The following is a 15,240-nucleotide window of genomic DNA, read 5'->3' as shown; positions in this document are numbered from 1 at the left end:
TTGACTGGTTCACGCGGGTAAAAATGCGTATCTTTGAGATTCGTTTTTGACCTGTTTTCCCGTAAATACCTTGAAAGTCTGCATTGCCGAAAAACCCAGCGTAGCCCGTGAAATTGCCCATGTCATTGGCGCCAATAGCCGGAAAGACGGATATTTTGAAGGCAATGGCTATCAGGTCACCTGGACGTTCGGGCACTTCTGCCAACTCAACGAGCCAGATGACTACAACCCCCACTGGAAACGCTGGCACTTGCCAGACCTGCCGCTGTTGCCTGAGAAGTTTGACATCAAGCTCATCCAGAACAAGGGCGTAGCCCAGCAGTTTAAAGTCATTAAGCAACTCATTGACAACGCAGACGAAGTCATCAATTGCGGGGATGCCGGGCAGGAGGGAGAAGTGATTCAGCGCTGGGTCTTGTACCAGGCGCGTTGCCGCAAACCCGTCAAACGTTTATGGATTTCTTCTTTAACAGAAGAGGCGATTAGACAAGGATTCTCTAAACTGCGCGACGGCAAAGAATTTGACCAGCTCTACCAGGCCGGCAGAAGCCGCGCCATTGGGGATTGGCTCCTGGGCATTAACGCTACGCGCCTCTTTACCTTAAAGTACGCGCAGGGTAGACAACTGCTTTCTCTAGGCCGCGTGCAGACGCCTACGCTGGCCATGATCGTGCAACGCCACTTAGAGATTCTCAACTTTAGACCAGAGCCGTTCTTTGAACTGAAAACCATCTACCGCGATGTGACTTTTAGTAGCACCAACGGTCGGTTTAAAGATGAAGAAAAAGCACTTGCCATTCTAGAGCAGATCAAGCCCTCTGAGTTTGAAATCAAGGACGTAGAAACCAAGAAGGGCACAGAGAGTTCACCGCGTCTTTTTGACTTAACCTCCTTGCAGGTAGAGTGTAACAATAAGTTTGGCATGTCTGCGGATGAGACGCTTAAAACCGTGCAAAGCCTCTATGAAAAGAAGGTGGTTTCTTACCCTAGGGTAGACACCACCTATTTGCCCGACGACATCTATCCCAAAATCCCTAACATCTTGAGCGGCCTGCGCGAGTACAACCATTTAACGCAGGAATTGCAGGGGAAGAAAATTAGGAAGTCGGCTAAGGTATTCAATAACAACAAGGTCACAGACCACCACGCCATCATCCCCACGGGGGCTGCATCGGGTAATTTGTTTGGCACCGAGGCCAAGGTATTTGACTTGGTGGCCAAGCGCTTTATTGCCGCGTTTTATCCTGATTGTATTGTGAGCAACACCGTGGTAAACGGCGAGGCGGCCAACCATGCCTTTAGAGCGAAAGGCAAGCAGATTCTGGAGCCCGGATGGCGCATGGTCTATGCTCAGGAAGAAACCAAAACCATTGCCAAGCCCGCTCCTAAACCTTCCTCAGAAGGAGGCGAGGAAAAGGAAGAAGAGTTGGCCGTTCTACCGCATTTTGACGCCGGTGAGCGCGGTCCGCACGCCCCCCTGCTGGAACGCAAAATGACCAGTCCGCCCAAAGACTATACAGAGGCTACCTTGTTGCGCTCCATGGAGACCGCCGGCAAGCAAGTGGATGATGATGAGTTGAAAGAAGCGCTCAAGGAAAACGGCATCGGTAGGCCTTCTACGCGGGCGGCCATCATTGAGACGTTATTCAAGCGCAACTACATCAGAAAAGAAAAGAAGAAGATTCTGCCCACTCAGACAGGCATTGATTTGATTCAGGTGATCAGAAACCCCACGCTCAAATCAGCTGAGATGACCGGGCAATGGGAAAAGAAATTGCGCCAGATAGAAGCCGGTGAGTTTGAGGCCACAGAATTCCTGCGCGAATTGCAACAGTTGGTAGAGGATATGGTACAGGAGGTAAAGCAGGACCGTTCCTCTGTGACCTTGCAACCCATGGAGGCGTCCAAACCTGCTTCCAAAGAACCCGCCAAAAAAGAACTAAAAACCAAAAGAGAGAGCAAAACCACAACCGCTACTTCTGGTGGTATGGGTACCTGCCCTGTCTGCAAAACCGGACATATACTCAAAGGCAGTCAGGCCTACGGGTGCGCCCGTTACAAAGAAGGTTGCCAATTTAGACTGCCCATGACGTGGCTGGGCAAACCGCTCACCGAGAAGCACGTGCAGGCTTTGCTTAAGAAAGGAAAAACCGCGGTCATCAAAGGACTGGTGAACCCTGCCTCCGGCGAAAAACTGGACGCCGCCGCGGTTCTGGATGAAGCCTTTGCGTTGCAACCAGAAAAGTCAGAACCTAAAGAGAAAAAGCCAGCCGTTTGGATCTGTCCCAAGTGCCAGCAAGGCCAGATGCTCAAAGGTAAAAGCGCCTATGGCTGTAGCCGCTTCAGGGAAGGTTGCCAGTTTGTGGTACCCTTTGAACTACACGGCCGCACCCTTAATGAAAGCCATATTGGCTCGTTGATTCTCAAGGGCAAGACCGGAAAAATAAAAGGCTTCATCTCGCCCAAGACCGGCAACAGCTTTGACGCCGCCCTTAAGTTGAATGAAGAGTTCAAGGTGGTTTACTTATTTGATTGATGGACTGCTCATATACCACCAACTGACCCTCGGCTAAAGGATTAGAGGAGCTTTTGATCTGCACGATTCAACAACTTGTTTGATAGTGTAAACACTCCCCTTGGCCTCCCTCAAGGGAGGAATCATAATAAGAAGGCACGGTTTCGCTACTGCGACGCCCGGCAAGCTGTCCGCCATGGTGGCTCCAAGCCGCAGGCTGGAGCCAGTCCCGTGCCAGCAGATAGAAAAAACCGTGCGCAGCACGAGTGACGTCTGCACGACAGGGGCCTTACATTACCTACAACCTGCTAAGGCACCCAGACAACGTAACCAGAAAGGAATCCAAACCAGTCCTGGTTCTGAGCGCCTCTGGTGTTTGTGCGCTGCGGCGAGCGGCGGCAGGGACAAAGTCCCACAAACAACAGCAGCACGAAGGGTCGGGACGGGGCCCCGTAGCCGTGAGCGCTTACCATAACAAATGAAACAAGACCGGAATTGCGCACCGGAAGAAGAGGTAAAGCCAAGGGAACAGCCAAACTTGTACCCAGAGCCACTTTAATAAAGTAATGACATTTAAGGCGATGGACCATTGTAACACCAACCTAATCGTCAGGTTAATCTAATAGCAGCATCATTTTCCGCCTAATTCCCATAAAACACACCAAAAACGCCTCAACTACCAACCCGTATACATTAGGTAAACAACCTAAACTCCCTCACAATGCAACCCATTGGTAAAACATTAGTCATCCTTGGCGGCATCCTGGTAGTAGTGGGCCTGGTCATCTGGTTGATAGGGCCGCGGTTGGATTGGTTTGGCAGACTGCCCGGCGATGTACGCATTGACCGGCCGGGGTTCAAAGTCTTCGCGCCGTTTACCACCATGCTGTTGCTTAGCGTACTCCTGAGTTTGGTGCTTTGGCTGGTGCGGCGTTTCTTTGGGTAACCATTGGCCTTTTCCCTGCAGTTGCTAAAGTTGCTCCTGTGTAAGTGAGCTTTTGACCAAAGGCTGGGGCCCTTAAATAGACCGCATGTTTTTCATTCTCTCCAAGCTGTTACAGTACCTGGTGTCGCCGTTTCTCTGGATCATGGCGTTTTTCATTTTTGGCCTGTTTTCCCGGAATCAGGTGAAAAAGCGGTGGGCATTTAGGATAGGTTTGGTGCTGCTGTTCATCTTTTCCAATCCGTTTATCTCAAATGAGGTGTGGCTGGCCTGGGAGCCCGAGGCGGTATTGATGAAAGACGTGAAATCCTATGACGCTGCCATTGTACTCACGGGTGTCACTGAACCCAACCGATCGCCGCATGACCGGGTGCACTACCAGGAAGGCGCCGAGCGGATTCTGGACGCCGTGCAGTTGTACAAGATGGGAAGAGTCAAGAAAATCATCATCTCGGGAGGTTCTGGCGCCATCAAAAACGTGGCCAGGACCGAGGCAGAAAACCTGCAACAAACCGCCTTGTTTGCAGGCGTTCCCCAGCAGGACATCATACTGGAACAAAAGAGCCGAAACACCAGAGAGAACGCCCAGTTCACCAAAGAACTGCTAACTCAACATCCAGAACTGCAGAAGTTGTTATTGATCACCTCGGCGTTTCATATGCGGCGCGCGCAAGGGTGCTTTGAGAAAGTGGGCCTGACCTTCGACACGTTTCCCTGTGATTTTCAGACCCACGATAGAAGCTTCCATATTGATGATTTGCTCATACCAACGGCGGAGGCCTTACGAGATTGGACCCGCATCATCCATGAGTGGGTAGGGGTGATCACCTACAAATTATTGGGTTATTCCTGAGGCGTGCTCAGCCAGATAGTTTTCTGGTTGACAAATTCCCGGATGCCCACATAAGACAGCTCACGGCCATAGCCCGATTTCTTGATGCCGCCAAAGGGCAGGGCGGGGTCAGAGGCTACTATGGCGTTCACAAACACGGCGCCGGCTTCTACTTTTCTGGCCAGCTCCTGACCGTGCTTGATGTCTTTGGTCCAGATGGAACCGCCCAAGCCAAACGGAGAGTCGTTGGCAATTCTTACGGCATCCTCTGCGTCTTTTGCAATAAACACCAGCGCCACGGGCCCGAAGAACTCTTCTTCATACGCCGGGTTTCCTTTCTCAATGTGGGTAAGAATGGCTGGATGGAACACGGCGCTGTTCTTGTCCTCTTGACCACCTTTAAGCAGTAATTGAGCGCCGGCTTTCACGGAGCGCTCCACCTGGTCAGTGAGTTCTTGGGCCAGGTCTACTCTGGCCAGCGGGCCGTAGTCTATGTTCTCTTCCTCTAAAGGGTTGCCGGTTTTTAGTTTTTGCATCTTTTGGCTAAAAGAGGCCAAAAACGGCTCTGCTATGGAGTGCTCTATGATGAAGCGCTTGGCGGCAATGCAACTCTGGCCGGTGTTGATGAGGCGCGCCTGCACGGCTTTCTCGGCTACGGCCTCAATGTCTGCGTCAGCCAATACTATGAACGCGTCTGAGCCGCCTAATTCCAGCACGGTTTTCTTAATCTCTTGTCCGGCGGTTGCTGCTACTTTGGCACCCGCGCCCTCGCTGCCCGTCAACGTCACAGCCTTGATGCGCGGGTCTTTGATGAGCGTTTCTACTTCTTTGGACCCAATGAGCAAGGATTGGAAACAGCCCTTCGGGAAGCCTGCTTTCTCAAACACTTCCTGTATAGCCAGGGAGCATTGCGGCACGTTGGAGGCGTGCTTTAAGATGCCCACGTTGCCTGCCATCAGGGCAGGGGCGGCAAACCGAAACACCTGCCAGAACGGAAAATTCCAGGGCATGACGGCCAGCACCGCGCCCATGGGCTCATAACTAATGAAACTGCGCGTGGCGGCGGTGGCTATTTCCTCGTCCTGCAAGAATTCCTGGGCGTGCTCTGCGTAGTAATGGCAGACCTTGGCACACTTCTGCACTTCGGCGCGCGACTGTTTCAGGGGTTTGCCCATCTCTAGGGTAATAAGCCGGGCATAATGCTCTGTGTTGCCGTCCAACTCGCTTCCGGCATGGTGCATCAACTGGGCGCGGTGGGCGAAGGTAGTGGTGCGCCATTCATCAAAGGTGGTTTGTGCGGTATGCAGAACGGCCTCTATTTCTTGGGTGGTGGCGGGTGTGAAGTCTTTGACTACCTGGTTGGTGTATGGATTGATGGTTTGAATAGGCATGGTGGAGATTTTGGAGATTTCAGGAAGAAAAAATACGTGTTTGTACCTGTCCTTTCTTAGTAGGCTCCGTATAGGTACGTACTCAAACGGTCAGGTATGAAAAATCTTTAAACAAATTTACTTTTTGTAGGTTTTGTTTTGGCTGAACAGGCTTAAAATGTGCTTATCCTTTTTTCTTCCTACTTGGTTTATGTATTATTGCTACGCTTAACGCCATTTTGTTTTTGGAGACTACTGTAAAAAATGATTCTGAGGAAGTTCTTATAGAGCGATTGAGGGCGCAGGACCAAAAGGCCATTGCGTTGCTGTATAAGAACTACTCCGCTGCTTTGTACGGCGTAATCTTGCGCATAGTAAAAGTAGAAGAAGTGGCAGAAGACGTACTGCAGGAAAGCTTTGTGAAAATCTGGTATTCGTTTGAAAGCTATGACGCCCAAAAAGGCCGCCTGTTCACCTGGATGCTCAACATTTCCCGGAATCTGGCCATTGACAAAATCCGGTCCAAACAATATCGCGTAAGTTCAAAGACAGACCCCATGGAGGAGGCCGCCACCGGGGGGATGGTCAGCAGTGACGGTATTAGACCAGACCATATTGGAATCAAGGAAATCACGGAGAAGCTCATCCCAGACCAAAAAGTGATCATTGACATGATGTACTTTGGAGGATATACGCAGACCGAAGTGGCCGAAACCTTGAACATTCCCCTAGGCACAGTCAAAACCCGCGCCCGCATGGCCATTAAAATGTTGGCCAAACTAATTAAATAGCGTTGAATACACAGGAGTATATAGAGTCCGGGATTCTGGAAGTGTACGCGGCCGGAGGGCTGACTGACACGGAGCGTGCAGACGTGGACCGTATGGCTGCCTTGCACCCTCAAGTGAAGGCGGCGCTGGAAGAGGCTCATGCAGCCTTAGAGGCCTATGCCCTTCAACATGCCCAAACGCCCCCTGCGTATTTGCAAGACAGAATCCTGCAACAGATACAGCAACTTTCTGCATCACAAGCCTCTAACCACCAAGATACCACCGCGCCTACTCAAATAACTGACGCTCCAGAGGCCAAGGTTCTTTCTATGACGCAGGCACAGCAACTTGCCCGCCACAGCCGCCTGGGTAACAGCATGCGCGCGGCTGCCGTCATCCTGCTCTTGATCAGCACGGCCACCAATATTTATCTGTTCTCTGAATGGAAGGAGGCAGAACAGGAACTGACCATTGCCCAGCAGTCTGTGAAGCAGTACGCTTATGAGACCAGCCAGCTAGAGTACCGCACAGACCGCACCGAGAATTTTCTGGCCGTGGTGCGTGACCCAGAAACCAAAGCCGTTGCCTTAAAGGGAACGCCCCAGCATGCCTCTGCCGCCGCCAAAGTCTTCTGGAACCAGCAGACCAAGGAAGTTTTCCTGGACCCGGCCTCTTTGCCCAAAGCTCCCAGTGACAAACAGTACCAACTTTGGGCGCTGGTAGACGGCAAGCCTGTAGACGCCGGCGTAGTTGCCTCTTCTTCTGATGTTTTGCTGCGCATGAAGACCATAGAAAAAGCCCAGGCCTTTGCCGTAACGCTAGAACCAAAAGGTGGCAGTGTCAATCCAACGTTGGACGCCATGTACGTGATGGGGGCTATTTAAGGTCAAGGCCGTTTTTGGGCTGTTTTCTGGAAAATAGGCAGAAAATGATTTCTAGATAAGGACTTAGAAACTCTAGATTTTGGGAAGCCCAAAATCAATTTCCTTCATCAGGTTGTTGTCAATCTGGGTCCTGTTACTTTCTAGAATCCAGTTATTAAAGTCCTTGTAAAGAGGTAATAAAGTTTCTTTGTTACTTGCTACAATGTCCAAGCCACGATCATCATACATGTGGTAGATAATCCTTAGATTTATATTCAGGAAGAATACTTGTTTGTTGGAGAGAAAACCTCTGTTATCAATTCTAGGTTGTCTGGGTGGAAAATCCACTACGCTAATGGCCTTTAATATCTGGTGGTAGTTAATCCTGTCCACTCTAAGTTTAATTACGGCCACGTTCCAGAACTCTGACTTGTCTTTTGCGTCATACAACCTAGAGACCTTTAAATACATCACTTCCTCTTTTTGCAGCTCATGAATTTGATGGAAGCAGTAATTTGAAAATCTTATTTTGCCCCGCTTGTCTGCACGCTCTTGAAGGACAAGGTAAATAGTGTCGGTTGGCTTAAACTATGCTTCAAACAAAACGGTCGCGCGTGTAAGAACCTCCTCAAAATATTCATCTGTATCAGTTTCACCCATCTGCAGGTTAAGCCGTAACCCGTTGGGCCAATTGAAAAAGAGCGGGGATTTTATTCTCAAACCCTTAAAGTTGTCCTCTAAGAACTGCCTGTATTCTAGTTTGCGTGTCACACTAACTGATTTATTGGGGAAGATTTTTACTTGTAAAAACAGTGACTTAAGCAGAATAATATCCCACTTTCAGATTAGTAGATAATGCTTTTGTTAAACCTAAGGATGCTACTCCCATTTGCTTCTTCTTCTGTGCCACTCTTCCCAGAACTTTAAATAGGCCTTACGGTCATCATTATTGGTAGGTAATTCTTTAGGAAGACTAACGTTGTAAAATTGTTCTACTTGGCTCACAAAGGCTAAGACCTTTTCTTTATAGACTGTAAAAGGAATAACTAATGGTAAACCCTTGGCAGTTCTCAGGATGATTTTGTCTGTAGAATGGCGCACGTCCCAATTATATCCCGTAGCACATCCAAGAATATAAACTTCTTCAGTATTCTCATCTAGATATAAGGTGTGACCGCAACAAGGAACAAGTTGGTCTCCGATGGGACAGTCTTTAGTATGATTGAGCTCCAAGGTCCTGAGCAGAAGTAAGGCTGTGGCACTCACGGTCCAACTACTGTTTGCTTCCTCGTCTAAAACTACTTCGTTCCCAATCTGGACATACAAAGAACCATGGGCGCACAAATCAGTTTCGGGATGGTCTTCTGTGATCCAATGCAAGTTAGAAAGATGTATCTCAAAGATGGGATTTGGCATGTAGGTGACAGTGAAGGGATTTAGCTAGATAGTATAAGTAGGATGCGGTGTCTTGGTAGGGGCAATTTAGTACTTATAAACCTAGATTCTTTCTGTTTCTAGGGGGCAGAGATTATCTTTGATCAGCTGTTTCTACAGAACTTACTATCACCAAATCGTGTTTCAAGAGAGGTCAAAAAAGACCTTGTACACTACATGAAGAAATACCTAGATACTACTACCTTAGATTTTGTCAGGGACCTTAGAAAGAACAACAACCGTGAGTGGTTCGCAGTGAATAAGGCCCGCTATGAAGCCGCTAAACATGACTTCATTTCTTTTTTAGAAACCTTGCTGCCCGCCATTGCTGAGTTTGAGCCTGCAGTTGCCAACCAACAGCCCAAGGACTTAATGTTCAGGATTTACCGCGATGTGCGTTTCTCCAATGATAAGCGTCCTTACAAGGATCATATTTGCGCGTATATGGCAGACGGCGGAAGAAAATCCATCAACCCGGGATTCTATTTGCACATAAGCCCTGACAATCAGTCGTTTCTGGCGGGAGGGGTTTGGATGCCACCGGCGCCTGAGTTGAAGGCCATCCGACAGGAAATTGATTACAACTGGCAGGAGTTGCAGGACTTGGTAGCGGCACCCGACTTTCAGAAATACTTTAAAGGCCTGGGCGGCGACAAACTGAAGACCACGCCCAAGGGCTATGACAGCGAGAACCCGGCCATTGAACTGCTTCGGCACAAGAGCTGGAACGCCAGCCATACCTTCACAGATGCCGTGGTGACCAGCCCGCAGTTTTTTGAAGAGTGCCTGGCCGGCATGAAAGCGGTAAAGCCCATCAATGATTTTTTCATTCGCCCCATGCAAGAACTCAAAGCCGAAACGGTGTAAAGTCGTTTTTAGCCTGTTTCTCGCAAAACAAGCCAAAAATAGGTTGGCCTCTGGAAAGCCCCTCTTAGGAATAAGAGGGGCTTTCTGGCTTTTAAAGGTTCTGTCTAGTGAGTAAGATGTAGGGAAAAGGAAAATTATTGGGCGTAGCAGTTAGGGTTAACTTGAAATCTGGGATGACCAAGGGACAAGGCGATGCTCTAATCTCTACAACCAAACCTTATTGTTTTCATACAGAGGGTTTATCCGATGTTTGAGCTCCAGGTTGAAGGATTGGAAGTGGAAGTTGGGCAATTGCCAAGACTGTAGAGACAATGGCACCCCCTTGTCTATTGCACATCCCTGATCTGGCATGCGTGCGGACACAAGCGGACGCTTGCGCCATGGAGCACATTCTTTAAATCTGCGGTTAATAAGAAACGAGATTTTTGATCAAGCTACAGAAAAAGACATCTAAATGACATTATTGAAAATGATATGTTAAATAGACTGATATTTAATGTGGTGTTCTTCTAACCAATATTAACGGGCCACCGTTTTTGGCCTACTTTCTAGAAAGTAGGCCAAAAACGGTGGCCCGTAGAAAAGATTTGCTTACGTGTTACGGCTGACGATAAAGGACGCCGCTTTTCATGACCAGCTTCACTTTTCTTAGGGTAGTAATGTCTTGCACAGGATTTCCTTCTACCGCAATCAAGTCCGCCAAAAGTCCAGCCTGCATCTTTCCCAGTTTCTGATCCAGGTGAAAAAGTTTGGCGTTTCCGGCGGTGGCGGCTCTCAGGACCTCTAGAGGAGAGACGCCGTAGTCCACCAGCAATTCCAGCTCGCGGGCATTGTCGCCGTGCGCGAAGACGCCCACGTCGCCGCCTACGCACAGCGGTACCTTGGCGGCTAGGGCGGCATTGAAGCTGGCGCGTTTCTGCGTGATGCGAGCGGGTTCTGGGTCTACGCCTTTGCGCCAGCCATTGTATTGGAGTATGGCATCGCCGGCAGCCAAGGTGGGGCAGAGGGCCACGCCTTTCCTGGCCATCAGCTTAAAGACATCGGGCGTGCCGCTGTCGCCGTGCTCAATGGTTTCTACACCTGCCTCGGTGGCCCGGCGCATGCCTTCTGGGGTACTGGCATGGGCCACCACGGGCCTGCCACTGCTTGCCGCCACCTCTACCATCAGCTTAAGCTCCGCAATCGTATAGGTGGGCATGGCCTCGCCGTTGGGGCCCCAGCGGTAGTCTGCGTAAACTTTGATGATGTCTGCGCCTTTGCCAATCTGGTCCCGTACCACGCGTATGATGTTGTCAACGCCGTCGGCGGCCTCTGCGCCCTGCGGCACATCAAACGCGGGGTCAAAGCCTTTGGGACCATAACTGCCCGTGGCAATAAGCGCTTTGCCCGCCACCAGCATACGCGGCCCCGGGATGATGTTCTGCTCTATGGCTTGCTTTAGGCCCACGTCTGCGTATTCTGCGCCTTCAGAACCTAAATCCCTCACGGTGGTGAATCCGGCCAGCAGCGTATTGCGGGCGTGCACGGTTGCCCTGGCTACCCTGAGGGCATCAGACTCTTTCAAGACCTGGTCGTTCCAGGAAGTCTCATTGTATGGGTGGAGCAACAGATGTGAGTGACCTTCTATAAGCCCCGGCATTAGCGTTTGGCCAGGAAGCAAGATAGTGCGTGAAGCAGTAGGCAGACTGGTCCTGGAGGCCGGACCCACTGACTTGATGCGTTCACCCTCAACCACCACTACCCAGTTCTCATGCATGGAGTGCCCATCAAAGACACGGTCTGGTTGTAGGATGTAGATAGAGTCCGTTTTTGACTTGTTTTGGCCAAAACAAGCCAAAAACGGAGCAAGGGCCAGCGAGAAGATGCCGGCCAATTGTCTGGTAGAGGAGAAGGCCTTACTTAACATACCATTCTCCTTTGGCGATTAACTGGACTTGCCCTCCTACCTTAATGTCATAATGCCCACTGGACAGTTGGCTGCCCTGCAACTTGATAGTTGCGTGACGGTTGATCTCACAGCCTTGTTCTATCAGAATGTCTATTGCACCTGGGCCTAGATAGGCATGCTGAAGCAGATAGGCGAGCAGACAGCCGTTGGCGCTGCCCGTGGCGGCGTCTTCTATCACCTTGCCATTCTCATAGGCCAGCATGCGGGCGTTTAAGGTGCGGTCTTGCTGGTAGGTCTCTGGGCAGAAAAGATACAAGGCCACCGACAAGCCATCTGCCCGTTGGGTTTTATACAGATGATGTTTTTGCAGAAACGCAAACAGCGCTTCTGGGGTAATGGTCACTTTCTGAATGTTTGCCAGTTCTTGCAGTGGGATAATCAGAAAAGGAAGGCCCGTGGATACTACCTGCAACGGAAACTCCGGGTGCAAAGCATCAGCATCTAAGCCTAACAGTGCTGTGAAATCCTCTTTAGGCAGTGGCTCCTCAAACACCGGGTCCTTCTGTTGCATAAGCAGAAAATTAGGTAGCCCCGTTTCATTATAGGTAAAAGATACCGGTATAGTACCAATGGGAAGGTCTAATTTTATTTCGGGGATTAAGGATTTTTCTAAGGCCTGTTGAAGCACGTAAGCGGTGCCCAGGGTTGGGTGGCCGGCAAAGGGTACTTCATATTCTACGGTAAAGTAGCGGGCGGGAAAGCCACTGGGAGTAGGAGTGTCCTGTAACACAAAAGCAGATTCAGCGAAGCCAATTTCCTGGGCTATCTGCTGCATCTGCTCTGTGTTAAGGCCACCGGCCTGTAAGAATACTGCTAACTGGTTGCCTTTGTAAGGCTGGTCTGCAAAGACGTCAACTATGTAAAAGGGTAGGGTGCGCATGACCCCAAGTTAATCATTCTGTCTGCAAGTGGTGCGTTTAACTAAATGAGATGTCACTGTAACGCGCGCGCACAAACATGAAGATGCCGTAACCCAAAAGACCTATGGCCACGGCCGCTAACATGATATGCCCCATGGGGCTGGCCTGCAAGAAATCAAAGGCGCCCTCGGTGCTCTCTGCCTGGGAGGGGTTGCGGTTCCAGGCTGCCTTCATGAACAGGTAGCCTAAGATTGCGAAGACCACTCCTCTGGCAGCGTACCCAAACCTGCCGGCTCTTTCTAAGGTCCTGAACTGGTCCTGCGGCATGCCGTGCACGTCCTTCATGAAAGACCCGGTGACGGCACGCGTTAACTGCACCAAGCCGTTGCCTATAACAATTAATGCCACTACAATAGCTAAGTATTTACCAAACGGCTTGTCTAATAGTTCTGCCAAAAACATTTTTTGTGAGGAGCCATCACCAGATCCACCGCTATTGGTCAAGCCTATTTTAAAGGCTAAATAAGCAATGGCTGTGTAGGTAATACCACTTATGAAGTAGGCTATTCGTTTGCCTATTCCTTTAAAGTCTGTTCCCTTATTTTCAGTATCTGCGATTGCCTGCGTGAACCTCCATAAAGAATAGCCAATTAATCCTGCTGCTACCAGCCCTAATAAAAAACCACCTCCTGGTAATTCTTCTATTTCCATAAAAGCATCTGATTTGGATGCTTTTTCTCCGCCAATTCCTAAAGCGTACATGGCAGTTAATATTCCAATTAAACAATAAACTATGCCTTTGGCTACATAGCCCACTTTGGCATATTTGACAATCCAATCTTTCTTGTTCTGTTGCATGGAAGGGTTCTGGTTTTTGAAACGCGTGAATGTGTAGGTTTAAAAAGAAGGGCAGGAACTTGGAGTGCAGGTCCTGCTTTCTGCTAGGACGTAATCTGGTGGCACTAGGTTGTGATTGCGGCTTTGTTGCCAGAAGTCCTTTTGTCCTGGATGGGGTAAGCAAACTGATGGCATGGGATTTTTGAACCAGTCAAGAAAGCCAATAAGGCCACTAATTTCTTAATTGCCAGAAAAATCTCAGAAATTCAATTTCAAGCCAAAACAGGGAATTAAGGAATGATAAAATAATTAGCAAATTCAGGATGAGGCTCGTTCTAATGAGCTAACCACTCGTTCTAGTTGCATTATTTAGGAAATATATCTACTAAAGCAGAAATGTAGGTGTACCATTATAAAATATTGATGAATAATAAGGTTATGACATCTCATCTAAAGTTTGAGATTAGCCTATATGGTTGTGATGGCAATTTTTAGATTGCCTTGGGCTTATAATGGCAAAAGGAAAGGAAACGGCGGATGATTTTGCTTAGGACAGCGAGGGTACCAACCACAATGAAGCTTAATAGTTGAAAATACGGATCCTATTTGGTGAAGTTGTTGACGTCTTTGTTGAACCACTCTAAATGTTATTTTTTATGGCCGCTGGTGCACTGAAATTTTATCTTGAGAAAACTGAATCTTCAATAAATATTTATCCTTGCCGCTAGGTCAAGGATAAAGTAACTCTCAAGGTTTGTAAGCCTCTAAATCTAAGATGGCATTATTGAAATTGTAGATGACCTAAATGAGCCAGTAGCTTTTCTCTGGTGGAATGCCTATAAGAGGCGAGAGCACCCAGGTCTAAGAGAATATTAAGAACGCTTAAATATGAATGTATGAAGTTCTGCTATTTTAATTGAGTAGGTAAATACTCGTTATTGAAAGTGGTTTATAATTCATGAATTAATTTTTAAATAAGTGATTAAACAGGATTGAAGTTCAAGGGTGGTTTTATAATGCTGAAGAAGGGTTTTGTTTTTTTTGGTTGGTTAATGAATACTTATATAGGTTAGTATTTAAATTTAATTAAATTTTTAATAAGCTTGTTATATTATAGGTGTATGCTTTAGTAATAGTTTTAATGAGTGAATTTAAAGAGTGTTAATATTTGTATTTGATTAAGTGTTTGGATGCTTATTTGTATAGGATAGTTTTAATGATAGGATTGAATTAGTGAAAAGCGAGTGTTGATAGGTTCAAGAAAGATTTTGAGGGAGGGCTTGCAGGTATTCAAAGGAACAGATACATTTGTGACCGGATTGCAGCCTTGTCCTCATAAAAGGTTGCACTTGCATAAAATGCGCACGTGGTGAAATTGGTAGACACGCCATCTTGAGGGGGTGGTGCCTTAGGGTGTGGGAGTTCGAATCTCCCCGCGCGCACTTAGTAATTAAAAAGCCTGTAACATACCGTTACAGGCTTTTTTTATATACTTGCAAAAGGATACCGCTGTTACCCCCATGAGCCCGATTATTCAGTTTGAGCAATACTACAAAGATGAATTTATTCATATTCATCTAGATCCTCGCCTTTCGCTTTTACAAGTAGAATGGTGCAAGCATCCACAAAGCTCAGAGTTTAGGGCAGTGTTCCAGAAACTGGCAGGCGTGGTTCTAGACACCAAAGTCAAGTATTGGTTAAGTGATCCAAGAGCTATTCATTACCTGGAACTAGGCGACCAGAATTGGCTTATCAAAGATATGGCCCCTCTGTTAAAGCAATCCAGCTTACTCAAATTTGCCCGTCTGGTGACCAAGGAAAGTCTGGAGATGATGGACATTGTGCAGATACTTGGCAACCTGGAGAAGACCCTGGATCTTGAGATTCAGACCCAGTTTGAATTGTTCGTCAATAGAGAGGACGCCTTGGAATGGCTTTTGGCTGATCTATAAATCAGATGTTGAGACCGGTGGTGGCGCAGGCCTTTCTAGCGCCTGTGTT

General features: G+C 48.3%; 12 protein-coding genes, 1 tRNA gene and 1 pseudogene. 8 read left to right on the top strand and 6 right to left on the bottom strand.

Annotated elements, in window-relative coordinates:
• Positions 1 to 70 precede the first annotated feature (70 nt).
• The 3 genes from ABD880_RS05615 (at position 71) to ABD880_RS05605 (ending at position 4,311) form a co-directional block, all read left to right on the top strand.
• Entirely contained in the window at positions 71 to 2,536 is a 2,466-nt protein-coding gene (locus ABD880_RS05615) for a type IA DNA topoisomerase (protein ID WP_345163341.1), read from the top strand.
• Positions 2,537 to 3,236: 700 nt separating this feature from the next.
• Positions 3,237 to 3,461, top strand: coding sequence for a DUF2905 domain-containing protein (locus ABD880_RS05610; RefSeq protein WP_345163338.1), 225 nt, complete (start codon positions 3,237 to 3,239; stop codon positions 3,459 to 3,461).
• 85 nt (positions 3,462 to 3,546) lie between these two features.
• Positions 3,547 to 4,311 carry a YdcF family protein gene (locus ABD880_RS05605; protein ID WP_345163336.1) on the top strand — a complete coding sequence of 255 codons (765 nt, stop codon included), beginning with the start codon at positions 3,547 to 3,549 and terminating at the stop codon, positions 4,309 to 4,311.
• Here ABD880_RS05605 and ABD880_RS05600 read toward each other — a convergent pair.
• Entirely contained in the window at positions 4,302 to 5,681 is a 1,380-nt protein-coding gene (locus ABD880_RS05600; RefSeq protein ID WP_345163333.1) for an NAD-dependent succinate-semialdehyde dehydrogenase, read from the bottom strand. The genes ABD880_RS05605 and ABD880_RS05600 overlap by 10 nt on opposite strands.
• A 224-nt stretch (positions 5,682 to 5,905) precedes the next feature.
• Here ABD880_RS05600 and ABD880_RS05595 point away from each other — a divergent pair, with 224 nt between their 5' ends.
• Complete coding sequence (locus ABD880_RS05595; protein WP_345163330.1) at positions 5,906 to 6,451, top strand: RNA polymerase sigma factor; 546 nt, start codon at positions 5,906 to 5,908, stop codon at positions 6,449 to 6,451.
• A gap of 2 nt (positions 6,452 to 6,453) precedes the next feature.
• Positions 6,454 to 7,314, top strand: coding sequence for an anti-sigma factor (locus tag ABD880_RS05590; protein ID WP_345163329.1), 861 nt, complete (start codon positions 6,454 to 6,456; stop codon positions 7,312 to 7,314).
• A 72-nt stretch (positions 7,315 to 7,386) separates the two neighbouring features.
• Here ABD880_RS05590 and ABD880_RS19110 read toward each other — a convergent pair.
• Positions 7,387 to 8,064, bottom strand: a pseudogene (locus tag ABD880_RS19110) (DUF3885 domain-containing protein).
• A 108-nt stretch (positions 8,065 to 8,172) separates the two neighbouring features.
• Positions 8,173 to 8,709, bottom strand: a complete 537-nt coding sequence (locus ABD880_RS05580; RefSeq protein WP_345163325.1) for a hypothetical protein — start codon at positions 8,707 to 8,709, stop codon at positions 8,173 to 8,175.
• Between the two features lie 195 nt (positions 8,710 to 8,904).
• Between ABD880_RS05580 and ABD880_RS05575 the strand changes: the two genes are divergently transcribed.
• Positions 8,905 to 9,594: a DUF2461 domain-containing protein gene (locus tag ABD880_RS05575; protein WP_345163323.1), complete on the top strand. Its 690-nt coding sequence runs from the start codon at positions 8,905 to 8,907 to the stop codon at positions 9,592 to 9,594.
• Positions 9,595 to 10,192: 598 nt separating this feature from the next.
• Here the strand turns inward: ABD880_RS05575 and ABD880_RS05570 are convergent.
• From ABD880_RS05570 to ABD880_RS05560, 3 genes are read right to left on the bottom strand one after another with little or no spacing between them, the layout of a single operon-like run.
• The gene (locus ABD880_RS05570; protein ID WP_345163320.1) at positions 10,193 to 11,500 is read right to left on the bottom strand and encodes a metal-dependent hydrolase family protein; all 1,308 of its coding nucleotides are present in this window, start codon (positions 11,498 to 11,500) and stop codon (positions 10,193 to 10,195) included.
• Positions 11,490 to 12,422, bottom strand: a complete 933-nt coding sequence (locus ABD880_RS05565) for a PhzF family phenazine biosynthesis protein (protein WP_345163317.1) — start codon at positions 12,420 to 12,422, stop codon at positions 11,490 to 11,492. The genes ABD880_RS05570 and ABD880_RS05565 overlap by 11 nt, the downstream gene beginning before the upstream one ends.
• Before the next feature lie 37 nt (positions 12,423 to 12,459).
• Positions 12,460 to 13,260, bottom strand: coding sequence for a DUF1206 domain-containing protein (locus tag ABD880_RS05560; protein WP_345163314.1), 801 nt, complete (start codon positions 13,258 to 13,260; stop codon positions 12,460 to 12,462).
• Positions 13,261 to 14,599: 1,339 nt separating this feature from the next.
• On the opposite strand from ABD880_RS05560, the gene ABD880_RS05555 reads away from it, so the two are divergent.
• A tRNA-Leu gene (locus ABD880_RS05555) sits at positions 14,600 to 14,681 on the top strand.
• Between the two features lie 78 nt (positions 14,682 to 14,759).
• Complete coding sequence (locus tag ABD880_RS05550) at positions 14,760 to 15,191, top strand: hypothetical protein (protein WP_345163310.1); 432 nt, start codon at positions 14,760 to 14,762, stop codon at positions 15,189 to 15,191.
• The last annotated feature ends 49 nt before the right edge of the window (positions 15,192 to 15,240 follow it).

Origin of the sequence: Nibribacter koreensis (assembly GCF_039541795.1) — a bacterium.
Taxonomy (GTDB): Bacteria; Bacteroidota; Bacteroidia; order Cytophagales; family Hymenobacteraceae; genus Nibribacter; species Nibribacter koreensis.
This window is presented reverse-complemented; position numbering and strand designations above follow the sequence as displayed.

Bases quoted from the DNA above. Each gene is read 5' to 3' on its own strand.
- ABD880_RS05570 (WP_345163320.1), bottom strand. From the start codon at position 11,500: ATGTTAAGTAAGGCCTTCTCCTCTACCAGACAATTGGCCGGCATCTTC.
- ABD880_RS05600 (WP_345163333.1), bottom strand. From the start codon at position 5,681: ATGCCTATTCAAACCATCAATCCATACACCAACCAGGTAGTCAAAGAC.
- ABD880_RS05575 (WP_345163323.1), top strand. From the start codon at position 8,905: ATGAAGAAATACCTAGATACTACTACCTTAGATTTTGTCAGGGACCTT.
- ABD880_RS05550 (WP_345163310.1), top strand. From the start codon at position 14,760: ATGAGCCCGATTATTCAGTTTGAGCAATACTACAAAGATGAATTTATT.
- ABD880_RS05565 (WP_345163317.1), bottom strand. From the start codon at position 12,422: ATGCGCACCCTACCCTTTTACATAGTTGACGTCTTTGCAGACCAGCCT.
- ABD880_RS05580 (WP_345163325.1), bottom strand. From the start codon at position 8,709: ATGCCAAATCCCATCTTTGAGATACATCTTTCTAACTTGCATTGGATC.
- ABD880_RS05560 (WP_345163314.1), bottom strand. From the start codon at position 13,260: ATGCAACAGAACAAGAAAGATTGGATTGTCAAATATGCCAAAGTGGGC.
- ABD880_RS05605 (WP_345163336.1), top strand. From the start codon at position 3,547: ATGTTTTTCATTCTCTCCAAGCTGTTACAGTACCTGGTGTCGCCGTTT.
- ABD880_RS05610 (WP_345163338.1), top strand. From the start codon at position 3,237: ATGCAACCCATTGGTAAAACATTAGTCATCCTTGGCGGCATCCTGGTA.